This is a genomic window from Enterobacter cloacae complex sp. 2024EL-00214, from assembly GCF_043945575.1.
Lineage (GTDB): Bacteria > Pseudomonadota > Gammaproteobacteria > Enterobacterales > Enterobacteriaceae > Enterobacter > Enterobacter cloacae_P.
The window spans coordinates 88647-103231 of sequence record NZ_JBIMRC010000017.1; the positions used below are offsets into that span (position 1 = coordinate 88647).

At 53.5% G+C, this 14585-nt stretch carries 16 protein-coding genes; 4 read left to right on the forward strand and 12 right to left on the reverse strand.

Translation table 11 applies throughout. The features are described 5' to 3' along the window. Nucleotides 1–4: 4 nt before the first annotated feature. From gspK to gspC, 9 genes are read right to left on the reverse strand one after another with little or no spacing between them, the layout of a single operon-like run. A complete protein-coding gene (gene gspK, locus ACHHZ6_RS17980; RefSeq protein WP_182919692.1) occupies nucleotides 5–1015 on the reverse strand; it encodes a type II secretion system minor pseudopilin GspK in 1011 nt (336 codons plus the stop codon). After that, nucleotides 1012–1638 carry a type II secretion system minor pseudopilin GspJ gene (gene gspJ, locus ACHHZ6_RS17985; RefSeq protein WP_182919691.1) on the reverse strand — a complete coding sequence of 209 codons (627 nt, stop codon included), beginning with the start codon at nucleotides 1636–1638 and terminating at the stop codon, nucleotides 1012–1014. The genes gspK and gspJ overlap by 4 nt, the downstream gene beginning before the upstream one ends. Further along, on the reverse strand, nucleotides 1635–2015 hold the full coding sequence (gspI, locus tag ACHHZ6_RS17990; protein ID WP_182274338.1) for a type II secretion system minor pseudopilin GspI: 381 nt from the start codon (nucleotides 2013–2015) through the stop codon (nucleotides 1635–1637). Before gspI ends, gspJ begins: the two co-directional genes overlap by 4 nt. Continuing rightward, nucleotides 2008–2493, reverse strand: coding sequence for a type II secretion system minor pseudopilin GspH (gene gspH / locus ACHHZ6_RS17995; protein WP_182274337.1), 486 nt, complete (start codon nucleotides 2491–2493; stop codon nucleotides 2008–2010). The genes gspI and gspH overlap by 8 nt, the downstream gene beginning before the upstream one ends. Then, nucleotides 2493–2942, reverse strand: coding sequence for a type II secretion system major pseudopilin GspG (gene gspG / locus ACHHZ6_RS18000; RefSeq protein WP_182274336.1), 450 nt, complete (start codon nucleotides 2940–2942; stop codon nucleotides 2493–2495). The genes gspH and gspG overlap by 1 nt, the downstream gene beginning before the upstream one ends. A 3-nt stretch (nucleotides 2943–2945) precedes the next feature. Continuing rightward, nucleotides 2946–4154 carry a type II secretion system inner membrane protein GspF gene (gene gspF, locus ACHHZ6_RS18005; protein ID WP_182919690.1) on the reverse strand — a complete coding sequence of 403 codons (1209 nt, stop codon included), beginning with the start codon at nucleotides 4152–4154 and terminating at the stop codon, nucleotides 2946–2948. Next, the gene (gspE, locus tag ACHHZ6_RS18010) at nucleotides 4154–5632 is read right to left on the reverse strand and encodes a type II secretion system ATPase GspE (protein WP_182274334.1); all 1479 of its coding nucleotides are present in this window, start codon (nucleotides 5630–5632) and stop codon (nucleotides 4154–4156) included. The genes gspF and gspE overlap by 1 nt, the downstream gene beginning before the upstream one ends. A gap of 13 nt (nucleotides 5633–5645) precedes the next feature. Then, on the reverse strand, nucleotides 5646–7571 hold the full coding sequence (gspD, locus tag ACHHZ6_RS18015) for a type II secretion system secretin GspD (protein WP_182274333.1): 1926 nt from the start codon (nucleotides 7569–7571) through the stop codon (nucleotides 5646–5648). A 13-nt stretch (nucleotides 7572–7584) separates the two neighbouring features. Next, nucleotides 7585–8316 carry a type II secretion system protein GspC gene (gene gspC / locus ACHHZ6_RS18020; protein WP_395122818.1) on the reverse strand — a complete coding sequence of 244 codons (732 nt, stop codon included), beginning with the start codon at nucleotides 8314–8316 and terminating at the stop codon, nucleotides 7585–7587. Nucleotides 8317–8750: 434 nt separating this feature from the next. On the opposite strand from gspC, the gene ACHHZ6_RS18025 reads away from it, so the two are divergent. Together ACHHZ6_RS18025 and ACHHZ6_RS18030 are read left to right on the forward strand one after the other, a co-directional pair. Next, a complete protein-coding gene (locus ACHHZ6_RS18025; protein WP_395122819.1) occupies nucleotides 8751–10328 on the forward strand; it encodes a peptidoglycan-binding protein in 1578 nt (525 codons plus the stop codon). Continuing rightward, complete coding sequence (locus tag ACHHZ6_RS18030; RefSeq protein WP_395122820.1) at nucleotides 10328–10954, forward strand: hypothetical protein; 627 nt, start codon at nucleotides 10328–10330, stop codon at nucleotides 10952–10954. The genes ACHHZ6_RS18025 and ACHHZ6_RS18030 overlap by 1 nt, the downstream gene beginning before the upstream one ends. Here the strand turns inward: ACHHZ6_RS18030 and ACHHZ6_RS18035 are convergent, their stop codons facing one another. From ACHHZ6_RS18035 to ACHHZ6_RS18045, 3 genes are all read right to left on the reverse strand, one after another. Next, the gene (locus tag ACHHZ6_RS18035) at nucleotides 10955–11578 is read right to left on the reverse strand and encodes a helix-turn-helix domain-containing protein (protein ID WP_182274329.1); all 624 of its coding nucleotides are present in this window, start codon (nucleotides 11576–11578) and stop codon (nucleotides 10955–10957) included. A 267-nt stretch (nucleotides 11579–11845) separates the two neighbouring features. Beyond that, nucleotides 11846–12676: an N-acetylmuramoyl-L-alanine amidase gene (locus ACHHZ6_RS18040; protein ID WP_395122821.1), complete on the reverse strand. Its 831-nt coding sequence runs from the start codon at nucleotides 12674–12676 to the stop codon at nucleotides 11846–11848. Further along, entirely contained in the window at nucleotides 12673–12996 is a 324-nt protein-coding gene (locus ACHHZ6_RS18045) for a heavy metal-binding domain-containing protein (RefSeq protein WP_182274327.1), read from the reverse strand. The genes ACHHZ6_RS18040 and ACHHZ6_RS18045 overlap by 4 nt, the downstream gene beginning before the upstream one ends. Before the next feature lie 107 nt (nucleotides 12997–13103). Here ACHHZ6_RS18045 and ACHHZ6_RS18050 point away from each other — a divergent pair, with 107 nt between their 5' ends. Then, the gene (locus ACHHZ6_RS18050; protein ID WP_182274326.1) at nucleotides 13104–13622 is read left to right on the forward strand and encodes a lipoprotein; all 519 of its coding nucleotides are present in this window, start codon (nucleotides 13104–13106) and stop codon (nucleotides 13620–13622) included. Between the two features lie 226 nt (nucleotides 13623–13848). Beyond that, on the forward strand, nucleotides 13849–14577 hold the full coding sequence (artP, locus tag ACHHZ6_RS18055; RefSeq protein ID WP_182274325.1) for an arginine ABC transporter ATP-binding protein ArtP: 729 nt from the start codon (nucleotides 13849–13851) through the stop codon (nucleotides 14575–14577). The last annotated feature ends 8 nt before the right edge of the window (nucleotides 14578–14585 follow it).

Here is a 14585-nt window from a genome sequence, read left to right on the forward strand (position 1 = left end):
TTTCTTATTCAATCATTCGGTAACGACGTTGCCACGTCACAATTTCACCCGCTTCGTTATTCACCTGAAGCTGGCTCACCACGCGAAGCGTTAGCTCATCGGTATTGCCGGTATAGTTGACGCGGAAATACCGACTATTGATGGCGAGCTGTTCTGCCACCTGCGGTAACTCATCTTTCAACTGCGGGAAAGCCTGTTCCAGCGCTTTGCTGAACGTTTCCATACTTTCCCAGCCGGTTTCAGGACGCGAAGCGATCAGGCGAGCGGCATCATCTGCATTTATTTTTCCAGGAAACATGGCGGCCAGTACGGCGGCCTGTTCCGGTTTAAGGGTATTCACATCCACCTTGCTGGCCGTGTCCGGCAGCGCGCATAACAGCTTGCTCACTTTCGGGTACGCTGCGGCGGGAAACGCAGGTAACAGCTTTATCTCTGCAATGGTGCGCATCATCTGGTTTGCCGGCAGGCGGGCAGGCACAACAGCCGCCCAGGCATCCGTCTCTGCTCCCTCTTTAGCCGTTGTCGTATCGCCATCCAGGTAATCCACCAGCTGCAGATAGATCTCTTCGGCCGTGGTCTGGCTGATACCGCTGTCCGTCAAAACGTGTTCGACAATCTGTTCCTTGCGCGGTTTTTCCGGTACGGCGGGGGCATTTTGCCCCTGAGCAATCTTGTCTGCGGCAAGCAGGTTATTAACGTTGAAGCAGTCCTGCGCATCCTCCACCTGGCTTACCACCGTATAATCATCGCCCTGAGTTTCCAGCGGCTGATGCCAGTCACCGTCAGGCGCGAGCGCTTTGCTTTCACCGCTGGCATCGGTCTGCAGCCGGTTTTTCACCACCTTTTCCTGCTCCTGCATCGCCCAGCGCAACTGCTGCTGGCTCACCTGATAGTGGGTTTTCTGCAGGTTGCGGCAGAACTGCTGGCTAATTTTGGCCGCCAGTGCCGACATCATGACCAGCAGGATCAGCACAACTAACAGGGCAACCCCTTTCTGTTTATACGATCGCCTCATGGTTTGACTTCCGGTGCCGGGGCTGGCGCATCTGTTCTCTCTTTTGGTGCGCTGACAGAGGCCTCTGGCCTATCTCCGGGAGTGGTAAACACCCATCGCCAGGTGTCACCGTTTTCCATGGTGAGCGTCAGCTCCACGCCATCCGGTTGATGGGCACTGTCCGTCCAGCTTTTCAGCCAGCCGTTGCGATAAAAGCGCCATTGCAGTGATTTCACCTCGCTGACAATCGGCACCTCTTCCGGTTTGACGTCCGCAGGGCTATCAATGGCTGGCCAGACATCCCGATACAAGCGACCTTCGTCCAGCCGCCAGCGCACGCGCTCCAGCTGAACAGTTCCACTCACCCCGTTCAGGGTCGTCAGTTCAATGGCATCGCCATCCTGACGAAACAGATCCGGTTCATTACGCGGCGCACGCGCCTGGAGCTGGAAAAAATCGCGCTCCATCAGGCTCCAGGCACGCTGAAGCTGGTTGAGCTTCGCCGCGCTGGCATCGGTTGCCGAGCTGGTGCGCATCGCCCCGTCCAGGATTTGCCAGGCCAGGGTGCTGATCACCGCAAAAATGGTCAGCGCAATCATGATCTCCAGCAGGGTAAATCCTCGCTGGCGTCGGGTCTTATTCACTTGCTCTCTCCCGGCGGGATGATCTGCAGCGCGATAACTGGCTGGCTTTCATCGCCTTCCGCATAAACGCGGATCGTGTTCGCCCAACCGTTGTTGGCCGTTTTCACCCGCTGTTTGCGCCAGTTCCAGCTGCGTCCCCCCATGATTTCCGTTCCCTGCTCTTCGGCATCAGGGAAATCGCTTTTGGTCAGTTGGGCTTCCGCGAGCTGGTTTTCCGCGACCCAACTGGCCTGCAGCGTATCGGCCAGACCGTGGGTGAAGCGTACATTCAGGGAAACCGAGTTCATCAGCGCCAGCGCGGCGGTGGAGAAGATGACCAGCGCCACCATCACTTCCAGCAGCGTCATCCCGTGTTGCTTAACCTTGCCTTTAGTCATCGTTCTCTACCGATACCGGGGCAGCACCTTGCGACACCACGCGAAAGTGATGCTGTTTGTCGTAGCTTTGCAGCGTCAGCGTAAAGCGGCTGATCTCACCATCAGGCAAAAAGACCACCTGCGGTTCGGCCTCTGGCGTCGCCGCCAGACGCTGTGGAGAAAGCGAAACATGCATCTCTTCCGGAAAATCGCCGTTGGTGGTAATCCGTCCGGCGGATAACGGTACCCAGTGGCGTTCGCCGTTTTTATCTTCAGGCGTGACCAGCTGATACTTATCCGCCGTCAGTACCAGACCCACGATATTTCCGTCCATCACGGCGCGGTCTGAACCATAATCAACAAGGGCTTTTAATTGCTGGCCAAATATATCCGCACCGCTGCGTGACGGTATTGTTGACACCACCATCATGGCGCAACTGGCAAATATCACCAGCGCCAGAATAATTTCCAGCAACGTAAAGCCACGTTGTTTTTTCATTATTTATCTTTTTTATCCAGTGACCAGTTGGTGATATCATCTGCAGTATTTGCTTCACCATCCGGACCAGCGGAAAATACATCTACCGCACCATGTTCACCCGGGCTCACCATCAGATAATCATTACCCCACGGGTCCTGCGGCAGGCGGCGAATATAGCCATCTGCGCGGTAACCGTTCGGAACTGGCGCGATTTCAGGTTTGGTCACCAGCGCCTGAAGCCCCTGCTCCGTGGTCGGATAGCGGTGGTTATCCAGCTTATACATATCCAGAGAACCTTCGAGGGCGACAATATCGCTGGTTGCTTTTTGTGCATCCGCTTTTTCTTTGTTACCCATTAAATTAGGCACCACCATACTCGCCAGTACACCGAGAATAACAATGACCACCATTAATTCGAGCAATGTGAAGCCCGCCTGGTGAGCCAGGTGTTTTCTTTTTATAGCCATGATTTAACCTACCATATTATTAAGTTGCAGAAGCGGTTGTAATATTGACAGGACGATGAATAAAACAATCGTCGCCATTGATACCACCAGCGCCGGTTCAAATACCGACAGTGTTAATGTAATGCGATGCTGTAAGGCCGATTCCTGGTTTTCCGCCGCGCGATCCATTAAATTGCCTAATTCACCGCTCTCTTCACCGGAGGCAATCATATACAACATGGTGGGTGGAAAGAGTCTCGCCTGTTCCAGCGCCGCATATAATGATGCCCCCTGGCGCACAGTATCCGCCGCCTGCTCCAGCACCTGCCGGGCATAAAGGTTTTCGATACCGTCCATCGCGATATACATCCCTTCCAGCAGCGGCACGCTGCTTGCCTGCAGAATACTCAGCGTGCGGATATAGCGGGCGCTGTTGATGGCGCACACCAGCTTTTTGATCGGCGAACCATTCACCAGCCAGCTGTTCCATTTGAAGCGGTTTTTGGCATTTCTGAGCCAGGCCCTGAAGCCGACGAAACCACCACCCAACACGCCGACAATGTAAATGCCATACGCCTGCAGGAAATCGCTCACCGCAATCAGCGTGCGGGTGGTAATGGGCAGTTGCTGTTTCATGTGGGTGAACTGTTCAATCACCTGCGGCACCACCGCCACCAGCAAAATGCTGATCACCGCGATGGCCACAACGGTCAACGTAATCGGATAGACCATTGCCTGCGTCAGCTTGCTTTTCATCTTCTGGCGCTGCTCGTTGTACTCCGCCAGTTTTTCCAGCACATCGCCCAGATGACCGGTTTTTTCACCGGCCATCACCAGCGTACAGTAGAGTTTGTCGAAGGTGCGGGGAAACTGGCTGAATGCGTCGAACAGGGTGTGTCCTTCCACGACTTTCTCGCGGATCTCCACCACCATCGCCGCCAGCTTTTTATCTTCCGTCTGCTTAGAAATGGCCTTCAGCGCACTCTCCAGCGGCAGCGCGGCATTGACCAGCGTCGACAGCTGACGGGTAAACATCGACAACACCGGCGTGGAGAGCTTTGCGCCCGTTTTCGCCTTGCCAGACTCCGCTTTCTCCCGGGTTTCGGTGATGCTGACGGGCATAAGCTTCTGCTCACGCAGCCACTGGCGAACCTGCTTTTGCCCTTCGGCCTGCTGGGTACCGCGCCGTGTTTTACCTGCCGCATCCGTCGCCGTCCACGCGTAGAGGGCCATTACTCATCCCCTCCGCGTTCGGCGGTGACGCGCATCACCTCTTCCAGAGAGGTCACGCCGCTGATGACTTTCATCAGCCCGTTTTCACGCAGGCTGTAGGCCTGCTTAAAGAGCTGTGTCTCGATGGACATTTCATCTTTATCTTCATGAATAGCCCGGCGCATGGCGGTATCGACAACCAAAAACTCGTGGATCCCCGCACGCCCCTGATACCCACTCTGACGACAATGTTCGCAGCCCACGGCGCGATAAATCGCGTGTGGTGGTGTGTCCATGAAGCTGAACAGTGCCTTTTCATTGTCATCCAGCGGACTGGTGGTTCGGCAATGGATACACAACCGACGCACCAGACGCTGGGCAATGACACCGAGCAACGATGATCCAATTAAAAACGACTCCAGACCCATATCACGCAAACGGGTAATCGCCCCTGCGGCGCTGTTGGTGTGCAGCGTAGACATGACCAGGTGACCGGTGAGCGACGCCTGCACCGCAATTTGCGCGGTTTCCCCGTCACGAATTTCGCCGATCATCACCACGTCCGGGTCCTGACGCAAAATGGCGCGCAGCCCGCGGGCAAAGGTCATGTCCACGCGCGGGTTAACCTGCGTCTGCCCCACCCCTTCCAGCTCATACTCGATCGGGTCTTCCACGGTCAGAATGTTACGTTCGTGTCCGTTAAGCGCCGACAGAATGGCGTACAGGGTGGTACTTTTCCCGGAGCCAGTCGGCCCGGTGACCAGGATAATGCCGTGCGGACGGTCAATCAGTCCTTTTAACCTCTCCAGCTCTTCGTCAATCAGGCCGAGCTTATTAATATCCGGCTTCAGGTTACTTTTATCGAGCAAGCGCATAACCACCCGCTCGCCATACTGTGACGGAATGGTCGACACACGCACATCGATCGCCTTGCGGCCAATGCGCAGTGAAATACGACCATCCTGCGGCAGACGCTTTTCGGCGATGTCCAGTTTTGACATCACCTTGATACGCGACACCAGCAGCGGCGCGAGTTTGCGCGCAGGCTGTAGCACCGGGCGCAGCACGCCGTCGACGCGAAAACGGATGCTCAGCGTGCGCTCGAAGGTTTCGATATGAATATCCGATGCCCCCTCTTTCACCGCCTCGCCGAGAATGGCGTTAATCAGGCGGATCACCGGTGAGTTTTCGTCGTTATCCAGCAGATCCTCGTTATCGGGGATCTCCTCGGTGAGCGCCATGAGATCAATATCCGCATCCATGTCATCCACCAGCTGTTGGGACACACCGCTGCTTTGCTGCCAGATTTTTGCCAGCATCTCCTCGAACGCCTCAGGCGTCAGGATCACCGGGATAAAGGCGCGCCCCAGCACCCGGCGCATTTCCAGCAGGGCAAACGCTGGCGCATCGTCACGAATATAGACATCGTTTTGGTAAAACAGGATGCCGTTATCCTTTGCGTAGCTACTGCTACAGAGCGCGTTACTCAGCTCGTCCACGTTGCACCTCCTGCTACTCTTTGAACGGGTTACGCGGCGTGGAGGCGCTGGCTTTTACCGCCGTGGTGCTACCCTGGCCCGGGAATGCCGGTAAAACGGCGTTATCTGACGGCTCGATAATCCCCAGCTTTTTCTCTTCCACGCGCTGCTGTTGACGAGCACGGATCTGGTCGTATTTCTCTTTCGAGGCCGCGCTGTAGTTGTCGTCGTCGCGCAGTACGGTGGTATGGATAAAGACCATCAGGTTACGCTTCGCCGTGTCCTGCGAGGTGTAGCGGAACAGCTGCCCGACAAGTGGAATATCCCCCAACAGAGGCACTTTGGAGACCGACTGTTTGGTGACGTTTTCCATCAGGCCGCCGAGCACCACCGTCTGCCCGCTGTGTACCATCACTTCGTTATTGATGGTGCGGGTGTTGAAGGTTGGGCCAAGGCTGGCATCTTCTGTTGCACTGTTGTCTACGCTGGAGACTTCCTGCTCGATCTTCAGATGGATCATGTCGCCATCGTTGATCTGTGGCACGATTTTGAGCTTAGTACCGACAGTTTTACGCTCAACAGAATTAAAGACGTTGTCGCCGCTGGTGGTTTGTGAACCGGAAAGTACCGGCACATCCTGACCGACGTTAAACGACGCTTCTTTGTTATCCAGCGTCACCACACTTGGCGTGGAGAGAATGTCGTTTTTGCCATCGGTCGAAAGCGCGGTCATCAGCGCACCGAAATCACCGTTAAAGAAGCCCGTTGCCAGACCGGTAAAACTCGCCCCTTTCATCGTGCCATTTTTAATCTGGCTAATCGGCAGGCCGGTAGAGCCAAACTGTACGCCGCCGTGCTTGCTGGTCCACTGCACGCCCAGATCCAGACCATTACCGTCCTGAACCTCAGCAATGATGGCCTCCACCAGCACCTGAGGACGGCGGATATCGAGTTTGTCGATCACCTTCTCCAGCGAATTCATCACGTTAGGTTGCGCGGTGATCACCAGCGAGTTGGTCGATTCATCGGCGGTAATATTCAGGTCAGTCGACGCCGCCGCGGTTTTACTTTTTGCCGTGCCCGGTTTATCTTTCAGCTGCTCGCCAATCCCGGTTAACACCGGAACCACTTTGCTGGCATTGGCATATTTGAGGTAGAACACGCGGGTGTTGCCCTCATTGCTCTGTTCGCGGTCGAGCTGGCCAATCAGCGAGCGGGTTCGCGCGCGCGCATCTTCCGGGCCGCTGATCACCAGGCTATTGGTTTCGTCGTCGGCCACCACTTTGGTCGCCAGCTGCGGTGCGTTTTGCCCTTTCTGCTCTTCGTTGTTGAGGTTATTCAACATATCCGAAAGCGCTTTGGCCGAGGCATAGTGCAGCGGCACAATTTCACGGCGCTGAACGCCATCTTTGTCGACGCGCTGCACCAGATCGACCAGGCGGTTAACCACGGAGGCTTTACCGGTCAGCAACAGCACGTTTGACGGTTCAAAATGCACGACGTTACCGATGCCGGAGGCGTCGTTTAACTGCCGCAGTAGCGGAGCCAGTTCACGTACCGGGACGTTCTCCATCCTGACCACACGGGTGATTATCTCATCGCCCTTGCCTGGATTTTTGCTGTCCGCAACGGGAACCCCGGCAGTACGCGCCACGCTTGAACGCACGACTTTCACCATCCCGTTATCCATCGGGATCACCGACAAACCATACAAATCGAGCACGCTCAGGAAGAACTGGTAATACTCATCTTCCGTCAGCACGTTGTAGGTTCTGACCGAGACCGTTCCCTGAACAGAGGGATCGACCAGAATGGTTTTATTTAAATTACGGCTCACCGTATCGATAAACTCGCGGATATCCGTGTTTTTAAAGCTCGCGCTAAAGTTAGCTGCGAACAGCGAACCCGAATATAACGACAATGCGGTCAGCGCCACGCACGCCCAGGGAAATTTCTTCATGTCTGTACACTTGTTAATTGTTTAGAACATTAACCCGAATATTTTCAAGGTGAGCGTGACGTCTGACGACGACCTCCGCTTCTTTCATTTTCGGCCAGTTAGCAACAATAGTTTTTGCATCACGTTCATTGGTCATATCGACAGAATTCACTTTTATCGCTACGTCCCCTTTTTGCAGCCTTGAATGCTTGTAGAAAGCGGACGCATTTCCTGGGTTAATGTTGTAACCTTCCAGTTGGCCCTTTTCGATTACGGGTTTTAACACCAGATAATCATTCAGATGTACGCTATCAGCACCGGCATCTTTCGTTGATTTAGCGACCGGGCCGCTTTCAATACCGCCCTTAAAATAATCAGGACGCTTTAATGCCAGTACCTGCGGAGTACCTTCATAATTAACCACCACATTATCTTTATTGATCTCCTGAATATAAGCATCGCCAAAACCAGACAGCGATTCCCCTTCACGATAGCTTTTCTGCCCACCCGACGTTTTAATCACAGCAAAGGAAAGCCAGGGATCGTCACTGCTGACAATCCCTTCTATTTCCGCCGCCAGAGGGGCTTTTACCGCAGCCGGTAAATTATCCTGACGCACTGCCGCTGTAAAAAGCGTAAACGTATTTTCTTCGGTACGTTTTCTCAGTGGCTGTTCATCTGAATTAGCCAACTTATTCGTAACTTTTTTATAATCTTTAAACGTCATATACCCTTGCTGACCGCAGAAAACCAGCAGCGCAAACATAATACAAGGGGTGATCCACTGTGACAGAAATGAGAATCTCATTTTTCACCTGGCCTTTAGCAAAGCAAAAATAAGCAGCGTCGTACTGCGCCAATATGTGAGGAAATAGTAATTACCCGCCCCGAATGCGACCACTGACTTTGCCACCAACTTTCATAAAGAAAAATATTGACCGTATAAAACCCAGATGTTAGGGCTTACCAGGAAGATATTTTTACCCTGTGTGCAAATTGACCATTTCCGGTGCTTACCTTACTTTCACGTCCTGTTGCTATGCCCTAAATAATTCGGGTTGCAGGCAGACGGCAAGCGAGCGAATCCCCGGACGTATAAAAAACTATGTGACCCGGGTGAGCGAACGCAGCGAACGCAGCCAACGCACCTGCGACCTGGAGTATGACGGGTATATTCCTAATCAGAGACGGTAAATCGTTATGTATCAGAGCCACTTTTGTTTTAAACATCCGCCTTTCAGGAAGATCACCCGATTATCCGGGGATTTTCTGGTGCCTTATCATCAGGACGTGTTTAACCTGCTGAAAGAGAAAACCCAACAGGCGGGGATCACCGGGCTTTTTTATCATGACAGTCATCTGTTGGACTCGTTCAGCGACGTGCTGAAAACCAGCAACAGTGCCGTACTTTCCATTAATGCCTTTCCTAAACTGAGTGCCAGTAGCCTGCTGTACAAACTCAGCCCGGGAACAAAAGAGAGCAAGAACCGTATTCAGGCGGTGGATGCCGTGTTGCGCCAGTGGCAGGAAGAGCCGTCCTCACGCAAAGCGAAAGCCAAAATCCTGACGATCGCCCACAGCGAAGCCATGAAAGATAACTGCCGGGAAGTACTGGGGATGCTGCTCACGCGTGCCCGGGAGCTGGATTTCCGGTTGTCCGTCGTGCTGATGGGTTCTGCCGGTCAGGACACCGCGCTGATGCAACAACCTGAACTGCGGGAATACATTCATACCCGTCATACTTTACGCCCCCTGACCTGCCGCGAATATCTCAGCTACGTGCAGGCGCAGTGTGAAGAACACGGGTGCGAACACGCCCCGTTACCCGCGGCACGCGTACGCAAAATGCATGCGCTGACAAAGGGAAACATCATCCAGTTGAATGAGCTGGCACATCTGTCGATGCTGGCGGCGTGGACGGAACGCGCGGAGAGTGTCGGCGCGCGCCATTTGCGCCTGGCAGCCGGTGAGATCCTGCCGGCAAAAAACCACGGTAAGCGCCTGGCAACCACTGGATTATTGGCCTCTGTACTGTTTGCGGCCTGCGGCTGGTATTTGACCGCTTCTGTGAATGCAAGACTTCCCATCCGGCTACCCGTTCCGGCCAGCTGGAAACACCAGACGCCGGACGCAGTCCGCCCCGTGGTACCGGTTATCGACAACGAAATGGTCAATCAGGCGGATGCAATGCACCAGCTTTATTTGGTCTGGGGATATGACACCTCGGCAGAAGAAGCATTGTGTCAGAACGCCGCGAAGGTAAACCTGATGTGTAAACAGGGGAATGCCTCACCGGACGCACTGGCGCATGAAGGTTATCCGTGGATCAGTGAACTGAAAACGGGCGGTCATCTTAACTATGCCGTCGTCGCCCGCGTCGGGGACAATTCAATCGATCTGCTGATGAACAACCGCACCTGGCAGGTGAGCCGTAACTGGTTCGGTCAGCATGCGACCGGCAATTATACGCAGCTGCATCGCCTGACGCCGGAGGGTAAAAACGCCATCAGTACCGCCAGTGACAGCAAAGATATGACCTGGCTCGATCAGCAATTAAGCCAGGTGCTCGCCCAGCCCGAAACACATTCCCGGAGCTGGACGGCGGAGATGATGAAACGCACTCGCGAGTTCCAGCAAAAAATGAACCTGCATGTGGACGGCATTCCTGGTGAAGATACGTTGATGCAGCTTATGCGTGAAACCCATACGACGCCGAGCGTGCTGATCCAGGTCCCTCAGACCACGACGGCGGTGAAACCGCAGGAGAAGAATTCCTGATGTCTACAATCTGTCTTGCGGCCCAGCGCAGCTACGCAACCGGGGAGGCCGTCTGGTTTTCGTACCGCTTCCCCAGCCTGAAGAAAATTGCCGGTAACACGTTATTGTGGATGCTGGGACTATGCACCATGCTGGTGGCCGGACTTTACACGCATGTTTACTGGAACCTGCGCCACCCGGCAGCCGAGCCGGTTAAGGCGAGCGTCGCCAAACCGGAAACACAGCTTTCGGATATGCATTATGTGTACGTGAGTAAGCCGTTCCCGCATCCGCAACCCAAACCGGAGCCGCCAGCAAAAGCGATCCCTGCCATGCAGGATATGCCGATCAATAGTGATGCAGCAGACTGGCAGCAGGCACCTGACGGGGATATTCCGCGCGACACGTCGCACGATACCCTACCGGGAACCGAGGCACACGAGGATGCCCCCGCAAACACGGGCCAGGAAGATGCGTCAGTGGCCGAATTATTAAAGCAGGCATTAAAAGAACAGGAGCAGGATTATTCACAAGGCAAAATTCCCGCGCCACCGGTTGATGAAACGCAGGATAATTCACGGGCAAATGTGGGACATCAAGAGAACACCCGGTCTCCCTCAGGTAAAAAAGGAGACCAACTGGGATAATTAATATTTTTCCGGCAGGGTGGTGATGTTAAGGAGTCGACCCTTTTCCACCACAATATATTGCCCTTTCTTCAGATCGGAAAGTATTTTGATGATGGTACTGCGCGCCAGGTTAGTGTATTCCTGAATATAGTCATAAACGTTGATATCACGTTGATGATAAATAATCAGTTCATTTATCTCTAACAAAAACTCGCGCACAACAGAGTAAGCACTGCGGGCAACCAAAACGTCATCACGTTTGCTCAGCATGCAGATATACCAGGAGAGCACCTTAGTGAGCTGTGGCCACAGGTTTTTCTCCGTCATCAGCTGAGCAAAAACCACTTTCGGGATAGAGCGAACCACCGCAGTCGTCCGTACCATGCCATACATGTGGGACGACTGGTAATAAATTGATGACAGGCCAAAGATACACTGACCTTGTAGCATGAACATGCACAGTTCATCTGATTCGCGGCGGAACTCAACTTCACCGCTGACAATGATATGAATATAGTCATTATCGCTGGTTGTTATTTTCTGCCATTTCTTTAAGGTTTTTTCTTCATAGCCCTCAGTTGCAGAAATAATGGCGTCCAGTTCACTGTGAGGGCGTAATTTTTTACCGTAAATGCTTAACATTGTTATACCCGTTTTAAGATGTTTATTTAAGATGTGAGAACCCGCAGTAACAATACTGCGAGCATTCCATTTGAAATAAAAAACCAGGCCGAGAAATAATCTCTGATTATAAGATTTATTGTGTGATTGCTTAGCGAGCTATGTGTCTATCATAGATTCGGGTAATATTAAGTCAATTAACTATAATTTAAACATCATTGAACCTAAGATTAATCTTAGGTTCATTCTGGACAGGATCCCCACTCAAACCCTGAAAAACGGGGGGAATTACCCCTGCCCGTATTTCTCTAAAAGCGCTTCGGCGATGGCCATCGTTTCGACATCCGCGACACCGTTCCACAGCGAGGGGCGGTAATGCATCTGAAACGCTGTAATCACTCTTTTCTGCTGCTGCTCTGTCGTGTTGTCAGGGACTTCATAACCATAACGCGCCAGCAGATCGAGCAATGCCGCACGATCCACGTCCTGATTACGTGGGCGGCCATTGATGTAAAACGCGACGCGAGCGGGATCTGGCCAGGCACCTATCCCCTGCTTTGCCAACGCCTGCCACGGAAACAGCGGGCCAGGATCGTCCTTGCGCTGCGGTGCAATATCAGAATGCGCCACCACGTTCTGCGGTTTGATGTCGTAGCGGGCAATAATATCTTTGGCGAGAGGGATCAGTGCCGCAATTTGCGCGGGCTCGAACGGTGTGAAGGATTTCGTCCCCCCGGTCTTTTGCCAGCCACGGTTTTCCAGCTCAATACCGACAGACGTATCATTAATGCGGTTAGTGCCGCGCCAGAAGCTGATACCCGCATGCCAGGCCAGTTCGCTCTCTGGCACCAGCTGCCAGATGCGCGGTTTACCATCAGGAACAGGCGGGTTCGCGGGGATCAAATAGTGGGAGCTGACGTTTTTATCCGTCAGCGTTGCCAGCGAGCTGTCAAAATCATCGGCGGTGTAGTGGAGCACCAGCACCTTTATGCGTGGGTAGGCTGCCTGCGCCTGATGACGGGTATCCAGCTCATAGGTACCTTTATCAACAATGCCTTTTTCCGTGGCACAGCCTGCCAGCAACAGCGCCAGCAGGAAGGTTGAGAGCGTACGCTTCATCGACGGGTTTTCACCGCCGTACCGCTTACGCTCACCATCAGCATGCTGGCATCTTTACCGACCGTTTCGTAGTCAATATCAATCCCTACAACCGCATCTGCGCCCAGTGCCTGCGCCTGCTCGCCCAGCTCTTTGAACGCAATTTCACGCGCTTTACGCAGCTCTTTTTCGTAAGCGCCAGAACGCCCACCGACGATGTCGCGGATCCCGGCAAAGAAGTCCCGGAAGATGTTCGCCCCGAGAATGGCCTCGCCCGTTACCACACCGCAATATTCAATAATCGGTTGTCCTTCCAGGGTTGGCGTCGTTGAAAATTGCATACTTTATCTCCTTCTTTAGCGTTCAATGCGTTAGCGTGTTGCTCAGGCAGCATTATCGGTTCGTTACGCTATGATTGAAAGGATAGTTAATAAATAAGGAAATCAACATGCGCTACTCTGCTTTAACGCTTTTAGTGCCCTGTGCGCTGGTGCTCAGCGCCTGTACCACCACGGTTACGCCAGCCTTTAAGGATATCGGTACCCGCAGCGGCCCATGTATTGATGGCGGCCCGGATACCGTGGCGCAGCAGTTTTATGATTATCGCATTCAGCACCGCAGTAACGACATCACGGCCCTGCGTCCGTACCTGAGCGATGGTCTGGCAAAGCGGCTCACCGATGCGTCGCGCGATCCGCAGCATAACGCGTTGCTGAAATCCGATCCGTTCTCCAGCCGGGCTACGCTGCCAGACAGCGCCGAGGTTGCCAGCGCCTCGACAATCCCGAACACCGATGCACGAAACATTCCCCTGCGCGTAAAACTGACCCAGGGCACCCAGACCTGGCAGGATGAAGTGCTGATGATCCGTGAAGGTCAGTGCTGGGCGGTGGACGACGTACGCTACGTTGGCGGTAGCGTTCATGCCCCGGCAGGTACGCTTCGCCAGTCGATTGAAAACCGCTAAACCAACCGTTATAAAATTGTAACCCCCGTAAAATGTGCGGCATTTCATACGGAATGCCGACATTTATACTTGTCGCCCTTGCGGTTCACTATTTTGTGCTATGTTTAGAGAGGTTTGCGGGTTATATTTAACTTTTAACGCAGAAATATTGCATAACTATTCTGTCAACGGTACTATCTGCGGCTTCAATGGCTATAGATTGCCTGGATGAGTAAAGACTGCCCCGATGAGTATTAAACTAAACGGCATTAACTGCTTTTACGGCGCACACCAGGCGCTGTTTGACATCACGCTGAACTGCCCGGAAGGCGAAACGTTGGTTTTGCTTGGCCCAAGCGGCGCAGGTAAAAGTTCTCTTTTGCGTGTCCTTAATCTGCTTGAAATGCCCCGTTCCGGTACGCTGGCGATTGCCGGCAACCATTTTGACTTCGCGAAAACCCCGTCAGAAAAAGCGATTCGCGAATTGCGTCAAAACGTCGGCATGGTCTTCCAGCAATACAACCTCTGGCCTCACCTGACCGTCCTGCAAAACCTGATTGAAGCGCCTTGTCGCGTGCTCGGTTTAAGCAAAGATCAGGCGATGGCACGTGCCGAGAAGTTGCTGGAACGTCTGCGTCTTAAACCGTACAGCGACCGTTATCCTCTGCACCTTTCAGGTGGTCAGCAACAGCGCGTGGCCATTGCCCGTGCTCTGATGATGGAGCCTGCGGTTCTGCTGTTTGATGAGCCGACCGCAGCGCTGGACCCGGAAATTACCGCCCAGATCGTGAGCATCATTCGTGAGCTGGCGGAAACCAACATTACACAAGTCATCGTTACCCATGAAGTGGAAGTGGCGCGCAAAACCGCCAGCCGCGTGGTTTACATGGAAAACGGGTATATCGTTGAGCAAGGTGATGCGAGCTGCTTCACGAACCCGCAAACTGATGCCTTCAAAAATTACTTATCTCACTGATGTGTTAG

Bases quoted from the DNA above. Each gene is read 5' to 3' on its own strand.
- gspK (WP_182919692.1), bottom strand. From the start codon at position 1,015: ATGAGGCGATCGTATAAACAGAAAGGGGTTGCCCTGTTAGTTGTGCTG.
- gspI (WP_182274338.1), bottom strand. From the start codon at position 2,015: ATGACTAAAGGCAAGGTTAAGCAACACGGGATGACGCTGCTGGAAGTG.
- gspH (WP_182274337.1), bottom strand. From the start codon at position 2,493: ATGAAAAAACAACGTGGCTTTACGTTGCTGGAAATTATTCTGGCGCTG.
- gspG (WP_182274336.1), bottom strand. From the start codon at position 2,942: ATGGCTATAAAAAGAAAACACCTGGCTCACCAGGCGGGCTTCACATTG.
- gspF (WP_182919690.1), bottom strand. From the start codon at position 4,154: ATGGCCCTCTACGCGTGGACGGCGACGGATGCGGCAGGTAAAACACGG.
- gspD (WP_182274333.1), bottom strand. From the start codon at position 7,571: ATGAAGAAATTTCCCTGGGCGTGCGTGGCGCTGACCGCATTGTCGTTA.
- gspC (WP_395122818.1), bottom strand. From the start codon at position 8,316: ATGTTTGCGCTGCTGGTTTTCTGCGGTCAGCAAGGGTATATGACGTTT.
- ACHHZ6_RS18025 (WP_395122819.1), top strand. From the start codon at position 8,751: ATGTATCAGAGCCACTTTTGTTTTAAACATCCGCCTTTCAGGAAGATC.
- ACHHZ6_RS18030 (WP_395122820.1), top strand. From the start codon at position 10,328: ATGTCTACAATCTGTCTTGCGGCCCAGCGCAGCTACGCAACCGGGGAG.
- ACHHZ6_RS18035 (WP_182274329.1), bottom strand. From the start codon at position 11,578: ATGTTAAGCATTTACGGTAAAAAATTACGCCCTCACAGTGAACTGGAC.
- ACHHZ6_RS18040 (WP_395122821.1), bottom strand. From the start codon at position 12,676: ATGAAGCGTACGCTCTCAACCTTCCTGCTGGCGCTGTTGCTGGCAGGC.
- ACHHZ6_RS18045 (WP_182274327.1), bottom strand. From the start codon at position 12,996: ATGCAATTTTCAACGACGCCAACCCTGGAAGGACAACCGATTATTGAA.
- ACHHZ6_RS18050 (WP_182274326.1), top strand. From the start codon at position 13,104: ATGCGCTACTCTGCTTTAACGCTTTTAGTGCCCTGTGCGCTGGTGCTC.
- artP (WP_182274325.1), top strand. From the start codon at position 13,849: ATGAGTATTAAACTAAACGGCATTAACTGCTTTTACGGCGCACACCAG.